General features: G+C 66.4%; 25 protein-coding genes and 1 pseudogene. 14 read left to right on the plus strand and 12 right to left on the minus strand.

Annotation, left to right across the window (positions count from 1 at the left end):
- Positions 1-188 precede the first annotated feature (188 nt).
- A pseudogene (locus tag DYS74_RS16215) lies at positions 189-529 on the plus strand (transposase); the annotation flags it as partial.
- A 281-nt stretch (positions 530-810) separates the two neighbouring features.
- Here the strand turns inward: DYS74_RS16215 and DYS74_RS16220 are convergent.
- Positions 811-1,122, minus strand: a complete 312-nt coding sequence (locus tag DYS74_RS16220; RefSeq protein WP_121534721.1) for an ETC complex I subunit — start codon at positions 1,120-1,122, stop codon at positions 811-813.
- 362 nt (positions 1,123-1,484) lie between these two features.
- On the opposite strand from DYS74_RS16220, the gene uvrB reads away from it, so the two are divergent.
- Entirely contained in the window at positions 1,485-3,668 is a 2,184-nt protein-coding gene (gene uvrB / locus DYS74_RS16225) for an excinuclease ABC subunit UvrB (protein ID WP_121534722.1), read from the plus strand.
- 3 nt (positions 3,669-3,671) lie between these two features.
- Here the strand turns inward: uvrB and parA are convergent, their stop codons facing one another.
- Positions 3,672-4,301, minus strand: coding sequence for a ParA family partition ATPase (gene parA / locus DYS74_RS16230; protein ID WP_121534723.1), 630 nt, complete (start codon positions 4,299-4,301; stop codon positions 3,672-3,674).
- A gap of 107 nt (positions 4,302-4,408) precedes the next feature.
- Positions 4,409-4,726 (minus strand): antibiotic biosynthesis monooxygenase, encoded by a 318-nt coding sequence (locus DYS74_RS16235; protein WP_121534724.1) that lies wholly within the window; start codon positions 4,724-4,726, stop codon positions 4,409-4,411.
- Between the two features lie 273 nt (positions 4,727-4,999).
- Here DYS74_RS16235 and DYS74_RS16240 point away from each other — a divergent pair, with 273 nt between their 5' ends.
- The 4 genes from DYS74_RS16240 to DYS74_RS16255 all read left to right on the plus strand — a co-directional run bounded on the left by DYS74_RS16240 (position 5,000) and on the right by DYS74_RS16255 (position 8,871).
- Positions 5,000-6,103: an ABC transporter substrate-binding protein gene (locus DYS74_RS16240; RefSeq protein ID WP_220668869.1), complete on the plus strand. Its 1,104-nt coding sequence runs from the start codon at positions 5,000-5,002 to the stop codon at positions 6,101-6,103.
- A 73-nt stretch (positions 6,104-6,176) separates the two neighbouring features.
- Entirely contained in the window at positions 6,177-7,049 is an 873-nt protein-coding gene (locus DYS74_RS16245; protein WP_121534725.1) for an ABC transporter permease, read from the plus strand.
- Entirely contained in the window at positions 7,046-7,828 is a 783-nt protein-coding gene (locus DYS74_RS16250; protein WP_121534726.1) for an ABC transporter permease, read from the plus strand. The genes DYS74_RS16245 and DYS74_RS16250 overlap by 4 nt, the downstream gene beginning before the upstream one ends.
- Positions 7,825-8,871, plus strand: a complete 1,047-nt coding sequence (locus tag DYS74_RS16255; protein WP_121534727.1) for an ABC transporter ATP-binding protein — start codon at positions 7,825-7,827, stop codon at positions 8,869-8,871. The genes DYS74_RS16250 and DYS74_RS16255 overlap by 4 nt, the downstream gene beginning before the upstream one ends.
- Positions 8,872-9,123: 252 nt before the next feature.
- Here DYS74_RS16255 and DYS74_RS16260 read toward each other — a convergent pair whose 3' ends face one another.
- Entirely contained in the window at positions 9,124-9,330 is a 207-nt protein-coding gene (locus DYS74_RS16260) for a cold-shock protein (RefSeq protein ID WP_121534728.1), read from the minus strand.
- Positions 9,331-9,701: 371 nt separating this feature from the next.
- Between DYS74_RS16260 and DYS74_RS16265 the strand changes: the two genes are divergently transcribed.
- From DYS74_RS16265 to DYS74_RS16285, 5 genes are all read left to right on the plus strand, one after another.
- A complete protein-coding gene (locus DYS74_RS16265) occupies positions 9,702-10,208 on the plus strand; it encodes a TRAP transporter small permease subunit (RefSeq protein WP_121534777.1) in 507 nt (168 codons plus the stop codon).
- Positions 10,208-11,533 carry a TRAP transporter large permease gene (locus DYS74_RS16270; protein WP_121534729.1) on the plus strand — a complete coding sequence of 442 codons (1,326 nt, stop codon included), beginning with the start codon at positions 10,208-10,210 and terminating at the stop codon, positions 11,531-11,533. Before DYS74_RS16265 ends, DYS74_RS16270 begins: the two co-directional genes overlap by 1 nt.
- A 57-nt stretch (positions 11,534-11,590) precedes the next feature.
- The gene (locus tag DYS74_RS16275) at positions 11,591-12,631 is read left to right on the plus strand and encodes a TRAP transporter substrate-binding protein (RefSeq protein ID WP_121534730.1); all 1,041 of its coding nucleotides are present in this window, start codon (positions 11,591-11,593) and stop codon (positions 12,629-12,631) included.
- A gap of 360 nt (positions 12,632-12,991) precedes the next feature.
- The gene (locus DYS74_RS16280) at positions 12,992-15,160 is read left to right on the plus strand and encodes a YjbH domain-containing protein (RefSeq protein ID WP_394342975.1); all 2,169 of its coding nucleotides are present in this window, start codon (positions 12,992-12,994) and stop codon (positions 15,158-15,160) included.
- Complete coding sequence (locus DYS74_RS16285; protein WP_121534732.1) at positions 15,157-15,852, plus strand: YjbF family lipoprotein; 696 nt, start codon at positions 15,157-15,159, stop codon at positions 15,850-15,852. The genes DYS74_RS16280 and DYS74_RS16285 overlap by 4 nt, the downstream gene beginning before the upstream one ends.
- 170 nt (positions 15,853-16,022) lie before the next feature.
- On the opposite strand, the gene DYS74_RS16290 is transcribed toward DYS74_RS16285, so the two are convergent.
- The 4 genes from DYS74_RS16290 to DYS74_RS16305 form a co-directional block, all read right to left on the minus strand.
- Positions 16,023-16,211: a hypothetical protein gene (locus tag DYS74_RS16290; protein ID WP_164879952.1), complete on the minus strand. Its 189-nt coding sequence runs from the start codon at positions 16,209-16,211 to the stop codon at positions 16,023-16,025.
- Between the two features lie 252 nt (positions 16,212-16,463).
- On the minus strand, positions 16,464-17,249 hold the full coding sequence (locus DYS74_RS16295; RefSeq protein WP_121534733.1) for a metal ABC transporter permease: 786 nt from the start codon (positions 17,247-17,249) through the stop codon (positions 16,464-16,466).
- Positions 17,242-18,030, minus strand: coding sequence for a metal ABC transporter ATP-binding protein (locus DYS74_RS16300; RefSeq protein ID WP_121534734.1), 789 nt, complete (start codon positions 18,028-18,030; stop codon positions 17,242-17,244). Before DYS74_RS16300 ends, DYS74_RS16295 begins: the two co-directional genes overlap by 8 nt.
- Positions 18,027-18,530, minus strand: coding sequence for a Fur family transcriptional regulator (locus tag DYS74_RS16305; RefSeq protein WP_121534735.1), 504 nt, complete (start codon positions 18,528-18,530; stop codon positions 18,027-18,029). The genes DYS74_RS16300 and DYS74_RS16305 overlap by 4 nt, the downstream gene beginning before the upstream one ends.
- 84 nt (positions 18,531-18,614) lie before the next feature.
- On the opposite strand from DYS74_RS16305, the gene DYS74_RS16310 reads away from it, so the two are divergent.
- On the plus strand, positions 18,615-19,589 hold the full coding sequence (locus DYS74_RS16310) for a zinc ABC transporter substrate-binding protein (protein ID WP_121534736.1): 975 nt from the start codon (positions 18,615-18,617) through the stop codon (positions 19,587-19,589).
- Between the two features lie 83 nt (positions 19,590-19,672).
- Positions 19,673-20,176 carry a GbsR/MarR family transcriptional regulator gene (locus DYS74_RS16315; protein ID WP_121534737.1) on the plus strand — a complete coding sequence of 168 codons (504 nt, stop codon included), beginning with the start codon at positions 19,673-19,675 and terminating at the stop codon, positions 20,174-20,176.
- A gap of 57 nt (positions 20,177-20,233) precedes the next feature.
- On the opposite strand, the gene trpB is transcribed toward DYS74_RS16315, so the two are convergent.
- On the minus strand, positions 20,234-21,466 hold the full coding sequence (gene trpB / locus DYS74_RS16320) for a tryptophan synthase subunit beta (protein ID WP_121534738.1): 1,233 nt from the start codon (positions 21,464-21,466) through the stop codon (positions 20,234-20,236).
- A gap of 228 nt (positions 21,467-21,694) precedes the next feature.
- On the opposite strand from trpB, the gene DYS74_RS16325 reads away from it, so the two are divergent.
- Positions 21,695-22,045, plus strand: coding sequence for a hypothetical protein (locus DYS74_RS16325; protein WP_121534739.1), 351 nt, complete (start codon positions 21,695-21,697; stop codon positions 22,043-22,045).
- A gap of 22 nt (positions 22,046-22,067) precedes the next feature.
- Here DYS74_RS16325 and DYS74_RS16330 read toward each other — a convergent pair whose 3' ends face one another.
- From DYS74_RS16330 to ihfB, 3 genes are read right to left on the minus strand one after another with little or no spacing between them, the layout of a single operon-like run.
- Positions 22,068-22,739, minus strand: coding sequence for a phosphoribosylanthranilate isomerase (locus tag DYS74_RS16330; RefSeq protein WP_121534740.1), 672 nt, complete (start codon positions 22,737-22,739; stop codon positions 22,068-22,070).
- A gap of 1 nt (position 22,740) precedes the next feature.
- Positions 22,741-23,097, minus strand: coding sequence for a lipopolysaccharide assembly protein LapA domain-containing protein (locus tag DYS74_RS16335; protein ID WP_245965317.1), 357 nt, complete (start codon positions 23,095-23,097; stop codon positions 22,741-22,743).
- 1 nt (position 23,098) lies between these two features.
- On the minus strand, positions 23,099-23,386 hold the full coding sequence (gene ihfB, locus DYS74_RS16340) for an integration host factor subunit beta (protein ID WP_113899323.1): 288 nt from the start codon (positions 23,384-23,386) through the stop codon (positions 23,099-23,101).
- Positions 23,387-23,662: the final 276 nt, after the last annotated feature.

Genomic DNA, 23,662 nt, shown 5'->3' on the forward strand with positions numbered 1-23,662 from the left:
GCTCTTCGCTGAAACGGCTTCTCTTCATCGTCTGTCTCCTTGGTTGGAGAACAGGCTAACCTCAAAACGAGGACGTTTCAGGGGAGCAGGTCATGGCCTCTGAGGCTTTCTCGGCCATCGGCAATCCCCCCGATCTTAGGGGAATGCGGAAGTAGAATTTTCTCGGCAGGATGAACGAGGAGATTTCGATGAAGAAGACACGATTCACAGAAGCGCAGATCATGGATCTGCTGCGCCAGATGGAAGGCGGTGTGCCTGCTGCCGAGCTGTGCCGCGAACATGGCATGAGCAGCGCCACGCTTTACAAGTGGCGGGCGAGGTATGGCGGCATGGATGCAAGCCTCATCAGTGAGATGAAAGCGATGGCCGAGGAGAACCGACGCCTGAAGCGTATGTTTGCGGACGTCAGTATGCAGAACGACCTGCTCAAAGAGGCTTTGGGGAAAAAGTGACGCGGCCACCTCAACGCCGGGAGCTGGCCGTAAAGGCAGTGGCAATGAAAGGTGTCAGCATCGCGCTGGCCTGTCGGACATCCGAGATCTTATGGCCGGTCGAAGCCCCTCACTGGATCGGCTACCTAGAGGAATGACAGAAAAGCCGAGTGAAGGTGGGATGCATCCCTGCCCTTCGAAACAGACCTTGGCTACCCCATGTGGTCTCGTCATCCGAAATTTGACCCCGATCGATACGAGAGGGTGCGACATCAACATATGGAGAAGGCGCCCATGGGGCGCCCTATATCTTGCTCCAAGCTTAGCTTCGCGGGATTCTTGCCCCGATTTCGAGACAACTTTGCCCCGTTTTACACCCTCAGTGGGTCCAGTTCGCGCGGCGATCCGAGGCGAAGTTCTCGCCATAGCCGCGGGCGCGGATGTTGGCGGTGCGCTTGTGCGGCTCGGTCACGGCATAGTCGATGCCGTTTTCCTTGGCATAGGCCTCGGCGGCCTCGCGCGTCTCGAACTTCAGGCGCACCTGCGACTGCGTGTCGTCGGAACTCGTCCAGCCCATCAGCGGGTCAATCTCCCGCGCATCGGCGGGCTCGAAATCGAGATACCAGACCCTGGTCTTGGCCTGACCGGATTGCATCGCATTGCGGGCCGGCTGATAGATACGCGCGCGCATGGTCTTCCCCTTCTCGGAACTCGCCTTTTTCTAGTCGATCCACGCGAAAGCGCAAGCCTTCACCGCCACCGCCTGCGCATGGGACGAAACGGAGGGCGAAACGCGCAGGCGCACTGCCGGCCAGGTCGCGGGAACGAAGCGTCAAAGGGACTGCCCGGCCGGCAGGCAGACGCGCCTGCACGAACAATCTGCGAACAACGCGCCGGAAAAGCAACGGAATTTTTGCGCCAATATTCTGATTTCATTTCTAAAATTGCCGAAACCCATTCACCCTTGCTTAACCCGCACCGGCAAGGCCTTGAAAGAGAACGAAAAGAGATCAAGTATGGCGGGATTGCCGCGCCCGCGCGAGGAGCCTGCCCATGCCGCACAACACCACCAACCAGCCCAGCGAACGCTTCGACGTGCTCACCCGTCCGAAGCTCGAGGGCGGGCGGCGCTTCGTCATGCACAGCGAATTCTCCCCGGCGGGCGACCAGCCCACCGCCATCGCCGAGCTTTCGGCGGGCGTCGAGGCGGGGGACCGCGATCAGGTTCTGCTGGGCGCCACCGGCACCGGCAAGACCTTCACCATGGCGAAGGTGATCGAGCAGACGCAGCGCCCGGCGATCATCCTTGCCCCGAACAAGACGCTTGCCGCGCAATTGTATGGCGAATTCAAGGGCTTCTTCCCCGAGAACTCGGTCGAGTATTTCGTGTCCTACTACGATTACTACCAGCCCGAGGCCTATGTCGCGCGCACCGACACCTACATCGAGAAGGAATCGATGATCAACGAGCAGATCGACCGGATGCGCCACGCGGCGACCCGGGCGCTGCTCGAACGCGACGACGTGATCATCGTCGCCTCGGTCAGCTGCATCTACGGCATCGGCTCGGTCGAGACCTATTCGGCGATGACCCAGGACATGGCGGTGGGGCAGCTCTATGACCAGCGCAAGTTCCTGGCAGAGCTCATTGCGCAGCAATACAAGCGCCTCGACGCCGCCTTCCAGCGCGGCGCCTTCCGGGTCAAGGGCGACACCATCGACCTGTGGCCGGCGCACCTCGAAGACCGCGCCTGGCGCTTCAGCTTCTTCGGGGAAGAGCTTGAGAGCATTACGGAATTCGACCCTCTGACCGGGCAGAAGACGGATAGTTTCAAGCAGATCCGGATCTATGCCAACAGCCACTACGTGACGCCGCGCCCGACGCTGCAGCAGGCGACGAAGCAGATCCGGGTCGAGCTTGCGCAGCGGCTCAAGCAGTTCCACGACGAGGGGAAGCTGCTCGAGGCGCAGCGGCTCGAACAGCGCACGAATTTCGATCTCGAGATGCTCGAGGCGACCGGGATGTGCGCCGGCATCGAGAACTATTCGCGCTATCTGACCGGCCGCGGTCCGGGCGAGCCGCCGCCGACGCTGTTCGAATTCATCCCCGACAACGCGCTGGTCTTCGCCGACGAATCCCACGTCACCGTGCCGCAGATCGGCGGCATGTACCGGGGCGACTACCGGCGCAAGTTCACCCTGGCCGAGCACGGCTTCCGCCTGCCCTCGTGCATGGACAACCGCCCGCTGAAGTTCGAGGAATGGGACGCGATGCGGCCGCAGTCGGTCTTCGTCTCGGCCACCCCGGCGAAATGGGAGATGGAACAGGCCGGCGGCGTCTTTGCCGAGCAGGTGATCCGCCCCACGGGTCTTCTCGACCCCGAGATCGAGATCCGCCCGGTCGAGACCCAGGTCGACGACCTGCTCGACGAGATCCGCATCGTCGCGGCGAAGGGGCTGCGGGTGCTGTGCACCACGCTGACCAAGCGCATGGCCGAGGACCTGACCGAATACCTGCACGAACAGGGCATCCGGGTGCGCTACATGCATTCCGACATCGACACGATCGAGCGCATCGAGATCCTGCGCGACCTGCGGCTTGGCGCCTTCGACGTTCTGATCGGCATCAACCTGCTGCGCGAGGGGCTCGACATCCCGGAATGCGGGCTGGTCGCAATTCTCGACGCCGACAAGGAAGGCTTCCTGCGCTCGGAAACCTCGCTGATCCAGACCATCGGCCGCGCCGCGCGCAACGCCGACGGCCGGGTCATCATGTATGCCGACAAGATCACCGGCTCGATGGAACGCGCGATCGGCGAGACCAACCGGCGCCGGGCGAAGCAGATGGCCTATAACCTCGAACACGGGATCACGCCGCAGACGGTGCGCAAGAACGTCGAGGATGTGCTGGCGGGGCTCTATCAGGGCGACACCGACATGGCGCGGGTCACGGCGAAGATCGACGCCCCGAAGGTCGGCGCGAATCTCGAGGCGCATCTGGCCGATCTGCGGTCGCGGATGCGCAAGGCGGCCGAGAACCTCGAATTCGAGGAGGCGGCGCGGCTGCGCGACGAGGTGAAGCGGCTCGAGGCGGTGGAACTGGCCATCGCCGACGATCCGCTGGCGCGCCAGGAGGCGGTCGACGAGGCCGTCGAGGCGGCGGTGAACGTGCGCGGCCGCTCGACCGCCGGGCGGCCGGGCCAGCGCGGCGGGGTCAAGCGGCCGAAGAAGCGCTGAGGCTCATTCGCCGCCCAGCACCTCGTTGAGCAGTGCCTCGACCTCGTCATGGGCGGGGCCGCGGCGCACCGCCTCGACCACGCCAAGCCCCTGCCCCAGCGTCTCGGCATAGACGACGCGATGCGCCAGCACCGGCTCCAGCAGCTCGCCCTCGAGCTTCTCGGCCGCCGCCCGCACCTCGCCATCCAGACGCGTGCCGCGTTTCACCCGGTTCAGCACCAGTTTCGGCTGCTTGCCCTCGCGCCGGGCCAGGTCGAGCACGCCTTCGGTGGCCCACAGATCGACAAGGCTGGCCGAGATCGGCACCAGCACCATGTCCGCCTCGCGCAGCGCCGGGCGCAGGTCGCTGTCGACCTTGGGCGGCGTGTCGATGATCACCACGTCGACCAGCTTCTTCAGCTTTTCGACCTCATAGCTCACTCCCCAGGCAGAGGAGGTGGAAAACTCGAGCCCCGCCTCGCCCAGCGTCTCGCGCCGGGTCATGAACCAGCGGCCGAGCGAGCCTTGCGGGTCGGTGTCGAGCAGCGCGACGCGTGCACCGCGCTTCGTCAGCGCCACAGCGAGGTTGACCGCGAGCGTGGTCTTGCCCGCACCGCCCTTCTGCTGTGCGACCGTGATCACCGTGCCTGCCATGTCCGTCCCCCCACTGTCTTTGCCGCACCGCAGCACAATCCCGGGCGCCGCGCAAGGTAGGCGGCGCCCGTTGCGGGGAGAATACGGCGTTTTCGGCCGGCGCGAAGTCAGAAAACGGCGCCGACCTCGTACATCACCGGCTCGAAACTGCGGCACAGCGTGGCGATGTGGCGGTTGCGCGTGATCATCTCGGGGGTGCGCAGCATCGCCTGATAATCGCCGCGCTTTTCCCATTTCGAGTAATTCGCGATCCGTGTCTGCGCGTCGTTCATGTGCAGCCCCGCGCCAAGGAATCCGGGCTGGAGGCGGATGCAGTTCTCATAGGCATCCTCGAGCGCGGCCATCAGCTCGGCCGCGGTGGCGGGGGTCATCTCGAACGTGCAGATCACCGTCTGCCCGTCAAAATCCGTCGTGATTTCGGTCATGTGTCGGTCCTCCCTCGGCCATCCTGCCATGGCTGCGACAAAAAATCACGCACGCTGCCGTGCCGGGTGACGACGTGACGGCAGGCGACACCGGAAGATGACAGCCGCGCAACAGATTTGTTGCAACGCGCCCGGAATCGGGCAAGTCTTGCCCCGCTGGTCAAAACTTGACGGCCCGAAGGCGCCCGTGTCGCGTGACTGTCACAGAAGGCGCCTAGGTGCATCCTGCAGCCCATCCCGGGCCCAGGCTTCCGATACACGGGGAGAGACCGAATGACGATGAAACCGATGCACTGGCTCGCCGGCGCCGCCGCGCTGCTCGCCACCACCGCGCTCGTCCACGCCGAAGACATGTCCGCACTCGAGGCGGCGGCGAAGGCCGAGGGCATGCTGACCACGATCGCGCTGCCGCACGACTGGTGCGGCTATGGCGCGGTGATCGACGGCTTCAAGGCCAAGTATCCCGACATCAAGGTGAACGAGCTGAACCCCGACGCGGGCTCGGCCGACGAGCTCGAGGCGATCCGCGCCAACAAGGGCAACACCGGCCCGCAGGCCCCCGACGTGATCGACGTCGGTCTGAGCTTCGGCCCCCAGGCCAAGGAAGAAGGGCTGATCCAGCCCTACAAGGTCTCGACCTGGGACGAGATCCCGGACACCATCAAGGACGCCGACGGCTACTGGTACGGCGACTATTACGGCGTGATGTCGTTCATGGTGAACAAGGACCTCGTCGACACCGTGCCGGGCGACTGGTCCGATCTGCTGAAATCCGACTATGCGGGCCAGGTGGCGCTCGCGGGTGATCCGCGTGCCTCGAACCAGGCGATTCTCGCGGTTCTCGCCGCCGGCATGTCCGAGGGCGGCAAGGCCGGCAAGGACGCTGGCGAGAAGGGCCTCGGCTTCTTCAAGAAGCTGAACGACGAGAAGAACTTCGTTCCGGTGATCGGCAAGGCCGGCACGCTTGCGCAGGGCGCGACGCCGATCGTGGTGATGTGGGACTACAACGCGCTCGCGGCCCGCGACACGCTCGCCGGCAACCCGCCGGTCGAGGTCGTGGTGCCGGCCTCGGGCGTGCTTGCCGGTGTCTACGTGCAGGCGATCTCGGCCCATGCGCCGCATCCGAACGCCGCGAAGCTGTGGATGGAATACATCTACTCGGACGAGGGCCAGAACCTCTGGCTGAAGGGCTATTGCCACCCGGCGCGCTTCAACGCGATGGCCGCCAACGGCAAGGTCCCGCAGGAGCTGATCGACGCCCTGCCGCCGGCCGAAAGCTATGCCAAGGCCTATTTCCCCTCGCTCGACGAGCAGGCCGCGAACAAGGAAGCGGTCGTCGCCGGCTGGGACAAGGTCGTCGGCGCGAACGTCCAGTAAACCGGGGCCCCTCGCCCCTCGTGCCGCCCCCGATCCCCGGGGGCGGCCTTCTCCATTCAGACCGGACCGCCCCGTGAGCGACACCCCTCCCCCCGTGCGCCGGCGCCTGCCGCTGACCTGGCTCGGCCTGCTGCCCTTCGCGCTGTTCGTCGCGCTGTTCCTGATCGCGCCGACGATGAAGATCGTGCTCGGCGCCTTCCAGCGTGCCGATGGCAGCTTCACCTTCGAGAACGTCGCCGGGCTGTTCACCGACTCGATCCTGTCGAGCTACTGGATCTCGATCAAGATCTCGGTCGCCTCGGCGGCGCTTGGCTGTCTGGTGGGCTTCCTGATGGCGGCGGCGATGGTGCTCGGCGGGCTGCCGCGGGCGATCCGCTCGCCGCTGCTGACCTTCTCGGGCGTCGCCTCGAACTTCGCCGGCGTGCCGCTCGCCTTCGCCTTCCTCGCCACGCTCGGGCCGCTTGGCCTGGTGACGCTGGCGCTGAAGACGCATCTGGGCATCAACCTGCGCGTCTACGGCTTCAACATCCTCAGCTTCTGGGGCCTGACGATCACCTATCTGTTCTTCCAGATCCCGCTGATGATCCTGATCATCACCCCGGCGCTTGACGGGCTCAAGCGCGAGTGGCGCGAGGCGGCCTCCTGCCTCGGTGCCTCGGGCGCGCAATACTGGCGAATGGTGGCGCTGCCGATCCTCTTCCCCTCGATCCTCGGCACCTTCGCGCTGCTCTTCGCCAATGCCTTCGGCGCGGTGGCGACGGCGATCGCGCTGACCGGCTCGAGCCTGAACATCGTGCCGATCATGCTGTTTGCACAGATCCGCGGCGACGTGCTTGGCAACCCGCATCTGGGCTATGCCATGGCCTTCGGCATGATCCTGATTACCGGCATCGCCAACGTGCTCTATATTGTGCTGCGCATGCGCTCCGAGAGGTGGCTGAAATGAAACGCGCTGCCGCCTGGGCGATCCTGCTTCTCGGGATGGCCTATTTCATTCTGCCGCTGATCGGCATGGTCGAATTCTCGCTGTCGATGAAGCGCGGGATCTACAGCCTCGAGGCCTATCGCGTCGTGCTGGCCGATCCGCGCTTCCGCGAGACCTTCACCTTCTCGGTGGTGATGGCGCTGCTGACCATCGTCGTCGGCATGGCGATCGTGGTGCCCACCGCCTTCTGGGTGCGGCTGAAGATGCCGGGGCTGCGGCCCTATGTCGAGTTCGTCACCCTGCTGCCGCTCGTCATTCCGGCGATCGTCATCGTCTTCGGCTATATCCGGCTTTACAACACCTCGAGCGCGCTGCCGCTGACCGGCACGATCTTCGGCACCAACCTGCTGCTGGTCTTCGGCTATGTCACCCTGTCGCTGCCCTACATGTATCGCGCCGTCGATACCGGGCTGCGCACCATCGACGTCGCCACCCTGACCGAGGCGGCGCAGTCGCTCGGCGCGGGCTGGGTCACGATCCTGGCCCGGGTGATCCTGCCCAACGTGCTCGTCTCCGTCCTCTCGGGCGCCTTCGTGACCTTCGCCATCGTGATGGGCGAGTTCACCATGGCGGCCCTGCTCAACCGGCCGGCCTTCGGTCCCTATCTGCAGCTGATGGGCGCCAACCGCGCCTACGAGCCCTTCGCGCTGGCGACCATCGCCTTCGTCATCACCTGGGCCTGCATGGGGCTGATCCAGCTCGTCACCCGATTCTCGAAACACGACAAGGCTGCGCGATGACCTTCCTCACCCTCTCTCACCTCGAAAAGAGCTTCGGGCCGACGCGCGTGGTGAAGGATTTCAACCTCACCGTCGAGCAGGGCGAGTTCATCTCGCTGCTGGGTCCCTCGGGCTGCGGCAAGACCACGGTGCTGCGCATGGTCGCGGGGTTCGAGACGCCGAGTTCGGGCGTGATCGCGATCGACGGCGCCGACATGGTGCGGCTGCGGCCGAACGCGCGCAACATCGGCATGGTGTTCCAGGCCTATGCGCTGTTCCCGAACCTGACCGTGGCGCAGAACGTCGGCTTCGGCCTGAAGGTGAAGGGCACGCCCGCGAAGGAGATCGCCGGCCGGGTCGAGGAGATGCTCGACCTGATCGGCCTGCCCGATCTCGGCGGGCGCTATCCGTTCCAGCTCTCGGGCGGGCAGCAGCAGCGCGTGGCGCTTGCCCGCGCGCTGGCACCGCGGCCGCGGGTGCTCTTGCTTGACGAACCGCTCTCGGCGCTCGATGCGAAGATCCGGGTGTCGCTGCGCAACGAGATCCGCGCGATCCAGCGCCGGCTCGGCATCACCACGATCTTCGTGACGCACGATCAGGAAGAGGCGCTGTCGATGTCGGACCGGATCGTCGTCATGCATCAGGGCGTGGCCGATCAGGTCGGAACACCGTTCGAGATCTACAACACCCCCGCCACCCGCTTCGTGGCGGGCTTCGTCGGCACGCTGAACACGATCGAAGCCGAGGTGAAGGATGGCGCGACCGGGCGCGTGGCGCTGGCCGGCACCGAGGTGGTTTTGCACCGGCCGCTGAGCGGGGACCGCGTCACGCTGGGGCTGCGCCCCGAGGCGGTGCGCCTGGGTCAGGGGGCGTGCGAACTGGGCCTGTCGGGCAAGATCACCGAGGTCGATTTCCTCGGCTCGGTGATCCGTCTGCGCGCCGATCTCGGCGGCCAGAGCCTGGCCTTCGACACGTTCAACGCCGCCCATTCGGTGCCGCCGCGGGTCGGCGAGACCGTGGTGCTTGGCCTGAATGCCGCGGATCTGATGGTGATCGGCGCCTGAAGAGAGGGGGCGCTGCCCCCTCGGCCCTTCGGGCCTCACCCCCGGGATATTTGGGGCAATTGGAAGCCCGGAGCCGTGAACACGCGGACAGGGAGGCCTGTCGCGGCGGGCGGAATTTGCGATGTGCGGGAGAAAGGGGCGCGGGAAGGGCCATCGATTGGCCGAACCTCTGCGCGAGGGGGCCCCGGCTGTCGTCGGGGGCCCGGATTTCAGCGGATCGTCGGGCCCCTGAGCGGGGCCCGAAGCCGGGGATCAGGCCAGAGCCAGATCGCGCGCCGACTGACGGCCGTCACGGCCGGTCTCGATCTCGAAGGTCACCTTCTGGCCGTCGGCCAGGTGCGGGATGCCGGCGCGTTCAACGGCCGAGATGTGCACGAAGATGTCCTTGTCGCCGCTTTCCGGCTGGATGAAGCCGAAGCCCTTGGTGGCGTTGAACCATTTCACGGTGCCCTTGGCCATCGTGAGATCTCCTTTTATGTTTGCTGCCCACGAAATTGCGGCAGCCCGGCTTGGTCAGATCGAGAAGCAGACTGAAGCCGATAAAGGAGACAGGTGCGGTCAGATTAACGTAGCGATGAACAACATAAGGCCGGTTTCCCATATTGCAAGGGGTTTATCTGTCGCAGGCTTTCCCACCTGCCACCAAAACAGGCAGGGCGGCCGGAGTTCGCGCAAAGCGCAGCGGGCACGGATTATAACAGCCGGTCAAAATCCTTCGGGCGTTGACAGCACCGTGAGCGCAGGCCGAGCCTTCGCACAACACAAGAAAAACAGACCACCGACAGGGGATGATGAATGACCGGCTTGTCCGCCCGGCGGCAGAGGCACTGATGCCCGCCGTCCTGAAATCCTATGTGCATCTGGTCGACACGCTGAACCGCAGGCTCGGGCGCGTCGCGATGTATCTGCTCTACGCGATGATGGCGATCCTGATATGGTCGTCCTTCACCAAGATCCTGCACATCCCGGCGATCTGGACGCTCGAGATGGCACAATTCACCCTCGTCGCCTATTACATGCTGGGTGCGCCCTGGGCGTTGCAGACCGATGCCAACGTGCGCATGGACCTGCTCTACTCCCGCTTCTCGACGAAGGGACAGGCGGCCTGGGACGTGTTCACCGTCTTCTGCCTGATGTTCTATCTGGGCGTGATGCTCTGGGGGGCCTTCGACTCGACCGTCTATTCCTTCGAGGTCGGCGAGCGGAACCCGAGCGCCTGGCGCCCGGTGCTCTGGCCGATCAAGGTGATCATCAGCCTGTCCTTCGCGCTGATGCTGCTGCAGGCGGTGTCGATCCTGATCCGCGACGTGGCCACCCTGCGCGGGGAGAAGATCTGATGGACCACAACACCATCGCGATCCTGATGTTCTCGACGATGCTCCTGATGATGATCACCGGGCAGCGGGTGTTCGGCGCGATCGGGGTCGTCGCCGTGGTCGCTGCGCTGGCCCTTTGGGGGCCGGGCGGCACCGACATGGGCTTTTCCGCGGTGATGAAGCTGATGAAATGGACGCCGCTGCTGACACTGCCGATGTTCGTCTTCATGGGCTATGTGATGAGCGAGAGCCGGCTCGCCGAAGACCTCTACCGGATGTTCCACGTCTGGTTCGGCCCCCTGCCCGGCGGGCTTGCGATCGGCACGATCCTGCTGATGGTGATGATCTCGGTGATGAACGGGCTCTCGGTCGCGGGCATGGCGATCGGCGCCACCATCGCGCTGCCGGAACTCGTGCGGCGCGGCTATGACCGGCTGATGATCTCGGGCGTGATCCAGGCGGGCTCGAGCCTCGGCATCCTGATCCCGCCCTCGGTGGTGCTGGTGCTGTTCTCGCTGATCGCGCGGCAGCCGGTGTCGAACCTGTGGCTTGCGGGCGTGGTGCCGGGGCTGCTGATGGCGGCGCTGTTCGTTCTCTACATCGTCATCCGCTGCACGCTGAACCCCGCGCTTGCCCCGGCGATGCCGGCCGAGGAGCGCGCCCGAATCACCTGGCCCGAGCGGTTGCGGCTGTTGCGCGCGGGCCTCTTGCCGGTCTTCATCTTCGTCGCGATGATGGTGCCCTTCCTGAACGGCTGGGCGAGCCTGACCGAGGCCTCGGTGATCGGCGCGCTCGCCTCGGTCGCGGCGGCGCTGGTGAAGGGCCGCTTCACCTGGGCGGTGTTCGAGACAGCAACCCGGCAGACACTGATGATCACCGTGATGTTCATGATGATCATCACCGCGGCACTCTCTTTCGGTGCGGTCTTCGACGGGCTCGGTGCGGGCCGGGCGATCAACGACTTCTTCCTCGACAGCCTCGGCCTTGCGCCCTGGCAGGTGCTGGTGCTGATGCAGGCGAGTTTCCTGGTGATGGGGATGTTCCTCGACGACACCGCGATGCTGGTGATCGTGGCGCCGGTCTTCGTCAGCCTGGCGAAAAGCCTGGGCTTCGATCTGGTCTGGTATGGCGTGCTGTACACCATCACCTGCCAGATCGCCTATCTGACGCCGCCCTTCGGCTACAACCTGTTCCTGATGAAGGCGATGGCGCCGCCCGAGTTCACCCTGCCGGTGATCTATCGCTCGGTCTTTCCCTTCGTCCTCGTAATGATCCTGACACTGGTGCTGGTGATGGTCTTTCCCGAGCTCGCCCTGTGGCTGCCGCGCGAGGTGCTGGGCCGCTGAGCCCCCCCAATTCCAAACGACCCCGGAACGGGGCATTCGACCAACAAGGAGAGACAGATGACGACGACCAGACGGAAATTCCTCGCCACCGGCGCCGTGGGGGCCGCGGCGGCGGGGCTCGCCGCACCCGCAGTGGCGCAGGAAAAGGCGATCAAGTGGCGGCTGCAGACCTATGCCGGTCCGGCGCTGGCCGAGGAGGTGGTGAAGCCCGCGATCGAGGCCTTCAACACCATCGCCAATGGCCAGATGGAGATCGAGCTTTACACCTCGGACCAGCTGGTGCCGACCGCCGAGCTGTTCCGCGCGATGCAGAACGGCACGATCGACGCGGTGCAGTCGGATGACGATTCGATGGCCTCGCCCACCGAGGTCACCGTCTTCGGCGGCTATTTCCCCTTCGCGCTGCGCTATTCACTCGACGTGCCGGCGCTCTTCAACTCCTGGGGGCTGAAGCAGATCTGGGAAGAGGAATATGCCAAGGTGGGCATCAAGCACATCTCGGCGGGCTCGTGGGACCCGTGCAACTTCAACATGAAGGAGCCGATCAACAGCATCGCCGACCTGAACGGCAAGCGCGTCTTCACCTTCCCGACCGCGGGCCGGTTCCTGGCGCAGTTCGGCGTGGTGCCGGTCACCCTGCCCTGGGAAGACGTCGAGGTCGCGCTGCAGACCGGCGAGCTCGACGGCCTCGCCTGGTCGGGCATCACCGAGGATTACACCTCGGGCTGGTCGAAGGTGGCGCCCTATTTCCTGACCAACAACATCTCGGGCGCCTGGATCGGCCATTTCTTCGCCAACATGGACCGATGGAACGAGGTGCCCGATCACCTCAAGCAGCTGATGCAGACCTGTTTCGACCAGTCGCATTACCATCGGCAATGGTGGTACTGGGCCGGCGAGGCGAAGCTGCGCGTCGAGGGGGCGGACATGAAGCTGACCTCGATCCCGGCCGAGGATTACGCCAAGATGGAAGCGGCCGCGCACACCTTCTGGGACGAGATCGCCGCCGAAAGCCCGCTCAAGGCGAAGGTCGTCGAGATCATCAAGAAATACAACGAGACCATGGCGAAGGCCGGCCAGCCCTACCGCTACGGCTGAGCCCGGGGCGGCCCGCCCCGGCGCGGGCCGATCCCGCAGGGACGGGAAGGTAAAAGACACTGGCGCGGCGGCAAGGGACGCAAGACCGCCGCGCCGGCATCTGTCCGCCCTGGCCGGCAGCGCTGGCAAGCCGAGGGTCGGGCGGGCATCCGATTCTCCCGCGGGAACGGCGCTCATGATATCATGTATTTTTGATGCTTCATTGGGACGGATTGCCGCAACCCCGCCCGGCGATTGCGAAACTGCCGCAAGGTGATGCAGCCGCGCCAGAGACGGCAGGGTTTTGCCACCGCCCACGGCTTTCCTCTCGCTCCCGTGAGAAAAGCCGGTATAACTGGCGCAAAGACGGCGGAGGGAAGCGTGACGGTCTCGAGCATTCAGCGCAAACGCAGACGCAGGGCAAAGGTTGCGGGGGCGCTGGGCGTCTTCTCCGTTGCGGCCGGCATTGCCGCCCCGGCGGGTCACGCAGAGCCTCTCGTCGGGCAGAGCCGCAACACCTTCGGCATGCCCGGCCTGATCGACATGCCCTCGGCCGAGATGCGCCCCGACGGCGAGCTCGGCCTGTCGCTGACGGGGCTGAACGACGGCACCATGCGCAACACGCTGACCTTCCAGATCGCGCCGCGCCTGACCGGCGCCTTCCGCTATTCGAAGGTGCCCGGGCTGATGCCGAAGGACGACGGCACCGGCCGTTACGAGGCGCTGTACGACCGCTCCTTCGACATCCGCTTCCAGTTCCTCGACGAGGGCAAATGGGGCTGGACCCCGGCGATGGCGATCGGGTTGCAGGACTTCATCGGCACCGGCGTCTATTCCTCGGAATACATCGTCGCGACGAAGAGCATCGGGTCGAAACTGCGGGTGAGCGGCGGCCTCGGCTGGGGCCGGCTCGGCTCCTTCGGCTCGATCGGCTCGACCGGCACCCGGCCCGACTACGACGTCACCAGCACCGGCGGCAAGTTCAACTCGGGCTCCTGGTTCAAGGGCGATTTCGCCCCCTTCTTCGGCGTCTCCTATGCCGCGACCGACCGGCTGACGCTGAAGGCCGAATATTCCTCGGACGCCTATGTCAAGGAAACGCTGCTCGACGGGTTCAACCGCAACAGCTCGATCAACTTCGCCGCCGACTATCAGGTGAGCGAGTTCTTCGGCGTGCAGCTTTACTACATGTACGGCGAAAAGGTCGGCTTCCAGTTCGTGCGCAACATCAACCCGCACGAACCGCCCTTCCCCTCGGGGATCGAGAAGGCGCCGCTGCCGGTGCGGCCGCGCCCTACCCCCGCCGCCGATCCCGAGGGCTGGTCGGGCGCCTGGGCGGCCGATCCCGAGGTGCATCCGGGCATCCAGAAGGCGCTGGCGGCAAGCCTTGCCAAGGACGGCCAGATCCTCGAGTCGATGTCGCTCAGCGCGACCCGGGCCGAGCTGCGGGTGCGCAACGAGACCTACGGTGCCGAACCGCAGGCGATCGGCCATGTCGCGCGCATGGCGACGCGCGCGCTGCCGCCCTCGGTCGAGACGATCGTGGTGACGCCGGTGCAGAAGGGCATGGCGCTGTCCTCGGTCACCTTCCGCCGCTCGGATCTCGAGCGGATGGAGAACACCAATTCCTATGACATGCTGCCGCAGGTGTCGATCACCGCGGCGCCGCAAAACGCCCCCGGCCTCGTGCGCAGCGACGCGCTCTATCCGCGCTTCCAATGGGCGCTGACGCCCTATGCCGAGGCCTCGATCTTCGACCCCGACAACCCGTTCCGCCTCGACGTCGGCGCCGAGCTCTCGGGCCGCTACGAGATGGCGCCGGGCCTCGTGCTCTCGGGCAGCGTGCGGCAGAAGGTCGTGGGCAACCTCGACGACACCACGCGCGACTCGAACTCGGTGGTGCAGCATGTGCGCTCCGACCTCGTCGAGTATCAGAAGAACGGCGACCTCGCGATCCAGCGCCTGACGCTGGCGAAATACGGCCATCTGGGCGAGAACATCTATACCCGCGTCAGCGTCGGCTATCTCGAGCGGATGTATGCGGGCGTCTCGGGCGAAGTGCTCTGGGCGCCGGTCGACAGCCGCCTTGCCCTTGGCGTCGAGACGAACTGGGCCAAGCAGCGCGACTTCGACCAGCATTTCGGCCTGCAGGACTATTCCACCGTCACCGGCCATGTCTCGGCCTATTACGACATCGGCAAGGGCTATACCGCCGAGCTCGACGTCGGCCGCTATCTGGCCAAGGACTGGGGCGCGACGATCGCCATCGACCGCGAATTCGAGAACGGCTGGAGCGTGGGCGCCTTCGCGACCTTCACCGACATGTCCTCGAAGGATTTCGGCGAAGGCTCGTTCGACAAGGGCATCCGCCTGACGATCCCCGTCGCCTGGACCACCGGCCGGCCCTCGGTCAACAAGCTGAAGACCACGATCCGCCCGCTGATGCGTGACGGCGGTGCGCGGCTCGACATCGACGGCCGCCTCTACGAGACGGTGCGCATGGCGCATACCGGCGACCTTTACGACAGCTGGGGGAGATTCTGGCGATGACGGGCCTTCGGAACCGGGCACTCGCCCTGGCCGCGGTGATCGGTCTGGGCGGGCTTGCCGCCTGTGGCTCGGACACCAACCAGACCGAGAACACCCGCATGGCGGGCGAGTCGCTCAAGCAGATCTTCTCCGTCTTCAAGCGCGACAAGACCGTGGCCGCCGCCCCCGATGCCGAGGCGATGGCGCGTTCGGCGCTCGAACTGAACAAGGGGCCGCTGATCCTGCTGTCGCAGGAGACGCCGAAGAACGTCACCATCCTCGGGATGATCGGCGAGAACGGCACGATGCGCACCTATGCCACGCCTTCGATGCAGTCGGTGATCCTGCGCGGCGGGATGCTGGCGGGCACGCGCGGGCTCGGCTTCGACATGATGTCGGCCGAGGTCGAGCAGACCGGCCGGCTGATCCGCGCCCGCACGCCCGGCACCGGCAAGAAGGTGATCCGCTATCTCGACGGGCTCGGGCTCGAGCGGCCGATCCCGCTCGACTGCACGGTCAGCGTCGGCGCCGACACGAGCTATCCCTTCGCCGGGAAGACCTGGTCGGGCCGGCAGGTGGTCGAGCATTGCGAGGGGCTGGGCATGAAGATGGACGACACCTTCATCGTTTCGTCCGCGGGTCAGATCGTCGCCTCGCGGCAATGGATCTCGCCGCAGCTCGGCTATGTCACGATCCAGACCGTGCGCCCCTGAGCGCCACGCACCCTCCCCCGAAACGACAAAGGCGCGCCCATGGCGCGCCTTTTGCCTGTCGGGCCCTGCCCTTGCCGCATCGCGCGCTCCGGTCGTCGGGCGGGCAAAATGAACAGGGCCGGGAAGCGATGCTTCCCGGCCCCTTTCGAGATCCCGAAGGATCGTCGAAATTAGTTCGACGACGCGGCGACCGCGATGCCGACGAGCAGCAGCGCCGGGATCAGGATGCCGGCGTTCGACGACGACGACTGCTTCACGACGACCGGCTCGGCTTCGACGACCGGAGCGGTGTAGCCGCCGGCGAAAGCGGTCGAAGCCGACAGGCCGAGGGCGAGAGCGATGGTGGCGAGTTTTTTCATAGTAATCTCCGTCATTACCTTTGGGAGCCGCCTTCTCTGGCAGCATCGGGGCGAGAGTTGCACAGCCGATGCGCGTTGCAAAGATAGAATCTCGCTGCGTGATGCGCGCGCGGTCCGGACTGTTGCACTTTGGCATGAGTTTCACCCGCCCCCTCGCCCCGCACCATACACGGTCGCGTGATCACGCGGGTTTCCCGGGGAAACCCGCGTGATTCCCGGTGCTTGCCGGCGTGTTTGCAGGCGCGGCGCGACTCAGCCGCGCCGACGCACCAGCAGCGAGATCACGAAGAGAACCGCCGCCGCCGCGACAATCGACGGGCCGGCCGGGGTGTCCCAGCTCAGCGAGGCGGCAAGCCCCGCAAGCACCGAGAGGCTGCCCACCACGGTCGCGCCAAGCGCCATCACCTCGGGGCCGCGCGCAATCTGCCGCGCCGCAGCGGCGGGCAGGATCAGCAGCGCCGAAATCAGCAGGGCGCCGACGATCTTGATCGCCACCGCGACGGTGAGCGCCAGTGCCAGCGTCAGCACCAGCTGCTCGGCCCGCGGGTTCAGCCCCGAGGCCTGCGCCAGCTCCTCGTTCACCGTGGCGGTCAGCAGCCCCTGCCAGCGCCAGGCAAGCAGCAGCGCGACCAGCGCCGACCCCGCCCAGATGATGCCGACATCGGCCCGGCTCACGGCCAGGATATCGCCGAAGAGATAGGCGCTCAGATCGACGCGCAGCCCCGAGATGAAGGAGGCGGCGACAAGCCCGAAGGCGAGCGCCGCATGGGCCAGAACGCCCAGCAGCGTGTCCATCGCATGGCCGCGCCCCGACAGGATCGCCACCGTCACCGCCATGGCGAGCGCCACCGCGAGCGTGCCGACATAGATCGACAGGCCGAAGCCGAAGCTGAGCGCGACGCCCAGAATCGCGGCATGCGCCGTCGCATCGCCGAAATAGGCCATGCGCCGCCACACCACGAAGGAACCGAGCGGCCCAGTGGCGAGCGTCAGGCCGATGCCGGCAAGACCGGCACGCATCAGGAAATCGTCAAGCATGATCGTGCTCGTGGCTGTGGGGATGGGCGCAATGCGGCGCGCTCGGATCGTGGCCGTGGCCCTCGTCCGCCTCGTGGTCGTGATCGTGCTCGTGGCGGTAAAGCGCAAAGGCGCCGCCGGTGCCGAGCCCGAAGAGCGCGCGATATTCCGGCGCCTCGGAGACCACGCGCGGGGTGCCGGCGCAGCAGACATGACCGTTCAGGCAGATGACGCGGTCCGAGGCCGACATCACCACATGCAGATCGTGGCTGACCATCAGCACCGCGCAGCCGGTCTCGCCGCGCACCTCCTCGATCAGCTTGTAGAAGGCCGCGGTGCCGGGCTGGTCGAGGCCCTGCGTCGGCTCGTCGAGGATCAGGATGTCGGGGCGCGCGAGCAGCGCGCGCGCCAGCAGCACGCGCTGGAACTGCCCGCCCGACAGCCGCGCGATCTGCCGCCCGCCAAGCCCCGGCACGCCGGTGCGCATCAGCGCCGCCTCGGCCGAGACATCGTCGACCCGTCGCGGCAGCGACAGGAAGCGGCGCACCGTCATCGGCAGGCTCGGATCGATATGCAGCTTCTGCGGCACATAGCCGATCACCAGATCCTCGCGCCGGCTGACCGTGCCGCTTGCCATCGGTTCGAGCCCGATCAGCGCCCGGATCAGCGTCGACTTGCCCGAGCCGTTCGGCCCGACCACGGTGACGATCTCGCCCGGCGCGATGGTGAAATCGACCTGCGACAGCACCTCGGCGTCGCCGTGGCGGACGCTGAGCCCCGAGGCGGTGATGAGCGGGATCATGGCGTCTCCTTCGCGGCGCAGACCGGGCACAGGCCGAGCGCCTCGATATTCGCGCGCTCGATGGTGAAGCCAAGCGCGGCGGCGGCCTCGTCGAGCGCCGCGCGCACCGGCGCGCCGGGCGCCTCGGCGACGCTGTCGCACTCGCGGCAGATCAGGAACACCGGCGCATGCGCCTCGCCCGGGTGCATGCAGGCGGCGAAGGCGTTGAGCCGCCGCACCCGATGCGCCAGCCCGTTCTCGACCAGGAACTCGAGCGCGCGATAGGCCACGGGCGGCTGATTGCCGAAGCCCTCGGCGGCAAGCCGGTCGAGCATCTCATAGGCGCCCATGGCACGGTGCGATTCGAGCAAGATCTCGAGCGTGCGGCGCCGCACCGGGGTCAGCCGCGCCCCACGCCGCGCCGCCTCGGCCTCGGCGCGGGCCAGCGTCTCGCCCATGCACTGACTGTGATCATGCGTCGCGAAGGCCGCGGCGGCGTCGGAATCCGGTTCGGAGTTCATGTTATCTTATCACATTTCTCTTGACGCGTTACGATATAACATAAATAACCGAGGCCCCGATCACAAGAGATGAAGAGGTGCCCGATGCGCTCTCCCCTGATGCTTGCCGCCCTGCTGGGGGGCACCGCCCTGCCCGGCCTCGCCCTGGCCGAGGTGCCGAAGGTGGTGACCGACCTGCCCGCGGTGCAGTCGCTTGCGCTGCAGGTGATGGGCGATCTCGGCCCGGTCGACGTGCTGCTCGAACAGGGCGCGAATGCGCACAGCTATCAGCTGAAACCCTCGCAGGCGCGCGCGCTTGAACGGGCGGATCTGGTGCTCTGGGTCGGAGCCGAGATGACCCCCTGGCTCGACCGCGCCATCACCTCGGTCGCCCCCGACGCGCATGCGCTGTCGCTGCTGCATGCCGAAGGGACACATCTCCAGAATTTCGCCGCGGCCCATGACCATGGCGCGGACGAACATGCGACCGACGCGCATGACCATGCCGCCGAGGGTGCCGATGCGCATGGCGAAGCCGACGAGGACGGCCATGTCCACGAGGGCGTCGACCCCCACGCCTGGCTCGACCCGGCGAATGCCGAGCTGTGGCTGGGCCTGATCGCGGATGAGTTCAGCCGCCTCGACCCCGAGCATGCCGCGACCTATGCCGCCAATGCCGCGGCCGCAAAGGCGAAGATCGAAGCACTCGACGCCACGCTGACGGCAGAGCTCGCCCCGGTGAAGGACCGCCCCTTCGTCGTCTTCCACGCCGCCTATGGCTATTTCGCCGATCATTACGGGCTGAAGGTCGCCGGCGCGATCGCGCTTGGCGATGCGACGGATGCCGGCGCGGCGCATCTGAGCGAACTGCGCGCCGATCTGGTCGCGGATGGCGTCGTCTGCGCCTTCCCCGAGGCCCAGCACGACACCCGCCCGGCCGAGCGGCTGATCGAGGGCACGGGCGTCAGGCTTGGCGGGGCGCTCGATCCCTCGGGCAGCACGCTGAGCTATGGCGCGGACCTCTACGAGCGGCTGATGCAGGGCCTTGCCGGCACGATCTCGGGCTGCCTCGCCGGCTAAGCCGCAATGCGGCATCAGGGTGCAGGGCAGAGGGCGACAAGCCCGCAAAGCCCTGCTAGAACCGGGGGCGAAGGAGACCGTGAATGCCCGCCACCCCGCCCCCGGACCTTGCCCGACTCTTCGCCGAAGCGGCCCCCCGCTTCGGTCTCAGCCGCCCCGCCGGCGCCTGTTTCGCCGCGATCTGGCGCGCCGCACAGGCACCCTCGGCCGAAGATCTGGTGACGATCCTCGGTCTGTCGCGCTCGAACGTCTCGGTGGCGCTGAAGGAGCTGCGCGAGCGCGGCCTGATCCAGGCGGCGCGCAGCTTCGGCTCGCGCAAGGATTACTTCGTCGCCGATCCCGACCCCTGGGCGCTGCTGCGCTCGCTGCTGATCGAGCGTCAGCGTCGCGACCTCGCCCCTCTTGCCGAGCGGCTGACCGCGCTTGCCGCCACCGCGGACGATCCGCGGCTCGCGCCGCTCGCGCAGATGGTGCAGGCGGCGGATGACTGGTTCGCACGCCTTGCCCGGCACGACGCGGCCGAGCTTGCTCAGCTGATGCAGGCGGGCGATCTGCCGAAGAAGAAAAAGAAGAAGAACCGCGACTGAAGGCCCGGACAGGCCCACAGGAGCGGAGACGGGCGGGGTTTCCCCGCCCGGGTCCTGTCAGCCCTGCATCTCGACGCCAAGGTGGCGCGCGACGGTGAAGATGTCCTTGTCGCCCCGCCCCGAGAGATTGACCACGATGATGTGGTCCTTCGGCAGCGTCGGCGCGATCTTCTTCACATGGGCAAGCGCATGGCTCGGCTCCAGCGCCGGGATGATGCCCTCGGTCCGGCACAGCATCTGGAAGGCGTCGAGCGCCTCCATGTCGGTCACCGAGACATAGTCCGCGCGGCCGATGTCATGCAGCCAGGCGTGCTCCGGCCCGATCCCCGGATAGTCGAGCCCGGCCGAGATCGAATGCCCTTCGAGGATCTGGCCGTCCTCGTCCTGCAGCAGATAGGTGCGGTTGCCATGCAGCACGCCCGGACGCCCGCCGGTGAGCGAGGCGCAATGCTCCATCCGCTCGTCGACGCCATGGCCGCCCGCCTCGACGCCGATGATCTTCACCGAGGGATCGTCGAGGAAGGGATAGAACAGCCCCATCGCGTTCGAGCCACCGCCGATCGCCGCGATCACCGTGTCGGGCAGCCGGCCCTCGCCTTCGAGCTCCTCGAGCTGCCAGCGGGTTTCCTTGCCGATGATCGACTGGAAATCGCGCACCATCGCCGGATAGGGATGCGGGCCCGCCACCGTGCCGATGCAATAGAAGGTGTCGCGGACGTTCGTCACCCAATCGCGCAGCGCGTCGTTCATCGCGTCCTTCAGCGTGCCGCGGCCCGAGGTCACCGGATGCACCTCGGCGCCCAGAAGCCGCATGCGGAACACGTTCGGCGCCTGCCGCTCGACATCGGTCGCGCCCATGTAGACGACGCATTTCAGCCCGAACTTGGCGCAGACCGTCGCGGTCGCCACACCATGCTGGCCGGCACCGGTCTCGGCGATGATCCGGGTCTTGCCCATGCGGCGGGCGAGCAGGATCTGGCCGAGCACGTTGTTGATCTTGTGCGCGCCGGTGTGGTTCAGCTCCTCGCGCTTGAGATAGATCTTGGCGCCGCCCAGCTCCTCGGTCAGGCGCTCGGCGAAATAGAGCGGCGAGGGCCGGCCGACGTAGTATTTCCACAGATACTCCATCTCGGCCCAGAATTCCGGGTCGGTCTTGGCGTGTTCATATTGCGCCTCGAGCTCCAGGATCAGCGGCATCAGCGTCTCGGACACGAAGCGCCCGCCATGGATGCCGAAGCGCCCGTTCTCGTCGGGGCCGGTCATGAAGCTGTTGGGAAGGTCCTCGGCCATCGTCTCACCTCGCGCAAATTTCCCAACGGAGATAGCGCGCCGGCACCCGGTGGTAAAGTTCCCGTTTCCTCTCGGGTAAAATACATTGCCCTGCCGTAACGACGGGGCCGCACGGCGGCACAGTTGCTTGCATTCTAGCCCCCGACCGCCCTAGGGTCGGAACGGAACCGGGAGTCTCATCAACCGACCGTTTTTCCTGAATAAAGTTATTCCGAGCTGGAGATCATCATGCGACGCCTTGCCATTCTTGCCGCTCTCTCCCTGGCCGCCTGTGCGCCGCCGCCCGAAAACGTCTTTGCAACCGGCTACAATCGCGACAGCGTTGTCTTGAAGACGAACTACGGCCACCTGACCAACGGCACCTATCGCGAGGCGCAGCGCATCTGCAGGGACAAGGGGCTCAATGCGGAATACGCGTCGACTTTGACGAACCGCGTCAGCAATGAAAGCAGCCACCTGTTCCTGTGCCTGAACAACCCGAAGCGGAATGGCGGCATGCCGGCCGATCTGACCAGCAGTCCCGCAACCGCGGCGACGACCGGCGGGCCGAATTACCTCGAAAGCAGTTCGACCCTGTGACCGGACAGCGCGCGCGGGGGCATCATCCCTGCGCCGCCGCGACGAAGGCCCGGATCAGCGCCGCGTCCTTCTCGCCCGGCAGGCTCTCGACGCCCGAGCTGACATCGACCTGCGTCGCGCCGGTCAGGCGCACCGCCTCGGCGACGTTCTCGGGGGTCAGGCCGCCGGCCAGCATCCAGGGCCGCGTCCAGCTGCGCCCGGCGATCAGCTGCCAGTCGAAGGGCAGCCCGTTGCCGCCCGGCAGCGCCGCGCCCGCAGGCGCCTTGGCATCGACGAGGATCTGGTCCGCCACCGCCTCGTAGGCGTCAAGCTGCGGCAGGTCCTCGGCGGTCGAGACCCCCACGGCCTTCATCACCGGCAGCCCGGCGCGCGCGCGCACCTCGGCCACCCGCTCGGGGCTTTCATGGCCATGCAGCTGCACCAGATCGAGCGGCACCAGCGCCAGAACCTCGTCAAGGAAGGCATCGCTCGGATCGACGAACAGCCCGACCTTCGCCACCCCGAAGGGCACCTCGAGCGCGAGGTCGCGCGCCACCTCGGCCGGGACGTTGCGTGGCGATTTCGGGAAGAAGACGAAGCCCACATAGGCCGTGCCCGCCGCCACCGCCTCGGCGACATGCGCAGGCCGGCTGAGCCCGCAGATCTTCACCCGCGTGCCGCCCGGACGGCCCCGATTGACTGCGATCGTCACCATCTCAGCGCGCGGTCTTGTCCAGAAGCGCCAGGACCTCGTCCTTCGGCTCTTCGTGGGTGGTCTTCAGCCGCTCCACCTCGCCCTCGAGCCAGGCGGCATGGCGGGCCGTCTTCGCCGCGCCCGAACGGATGCGATGCTCGCGCATCCATTCCCAGACGAAGCCCAGCAGCAGCCCGACCAGCAGGCTGGCGAAGATCACCAGGAACAGCGGCAGCTGCACCGCCCAGGAGAAGCCGAGGAAATCGCCGGTCTCGGGCGCCAGCAGCCGCAGCGTCACCGGGGCGCGATTGGCCAGCGCGATGGCCACCAGCAGCACGGCGAGCACGCCGAGCAGCAGGAAGCGCAGGTATTTCATCATTTCAGTCCGCCTCTCCGTTCAGCCGGTCCCGCAACAGCTTGCCGGTCTTGAAGAAGGGAACGTGCTTTTCCTCGACATCGACGGCATCGCCGGTGCGCGGGTTGCGGCCGGTGCGGGCGTCGCGCTTCTTCACCGAGAAGGCGCCGAAACCGCGCAGCTCGACCCGGTCACCGCGCGCCATGGCCTCGATGATCTCCTCGAAGATCGTGTTGACGATCTTCTCGACGTCGCGCTGGAAGAGATGCGGATTTTCCTCTGAGATCTTCGCGATCAGCTCGGACCGGATCATGCGTGCGTTCCCCCCAAGGGTGTCCGGGTGGCAGCCCCGGCACTGGATTCTTCCCGGACTATACGGAGAATTTTTTCCAGCACAAACAGCAAAGGCTTGGAAAGGCGTGGGATTCGGCGGGATGCGGCGCGGTGTCGCCGGCCCTGCCCGCCGTGACGGCGGATGCAGGCGCAGAAATCCGGCACGACGGGCGGCGGCGCGGTCGATCCGGGCGAATCGCCCGGTGCGGGGCGGAAACGGCACGGGGCGCCCGATGGGCGCCCCGGTCGGGTCATG

The organism is Paenirhodobacter hankyongi (genome assembly GCF_003664585.1).
Taxonomy (GTDB): domain Bacteria; phylum Pseudomonadota; class Alphaproteobacteria; order Rhodobacterales; family Rhodobacteraceae; genus Rhodobacter; species Rhodobacter hankyongi.